Genomic DNA, 271 nt, shown 5'->3' with positions numbered 1-271 from the left:
CACGACCGGCGATATATCCGCCTGTCGGAGCCAAACCGCCACCGGGATTCTTAATGAGCGAGCCGGCAATAATGTGTGCTCCCGCCTCAAGCGGTTCTTCTTCTGCCGCAAATTCACCGTAACAATTGTCGACAAAGCAAATAGTCTGAGGACTTACTTCGCGCACAATCTCTAAAATCTTGCGAATATCTTCTATGCGTAAAGACGGCCGAGAGCTGTAACCTCGCGAACGTTGTAAAAGCACCATTGTGGGCTTACGTTCGGACACGAC

The 271-nt window shown here is 50.9% G+C and carries 1 protein-coding gene; it reads right to left on the bottom strand.

What is annotated here, in order from left to right; genetic code table 11:
- Positions 1-271, bottom strand: a 271-nt coding sequence (locus PGX78_RS09285) for a methionine gamma-lyase family protein (RefSeq protein ID WP_270446684.1), incomplete at both ends; no start/stop codon positions are given.

It is taken from the genome of Megasphaera sp. AF13-6AC (assembly GCF_027685385.1).
In the GTDB taxonomy this organism is placed as follows: domain Bacteria; phylum Bacillota; class Negativicutes; order Veillonellales; family Megasphaeraceae; genus Megasphaera; species Megasphaera micronuciformis.
This window is presented reverse-complemented; position numbering and strand designations above follow the sequence as displayed.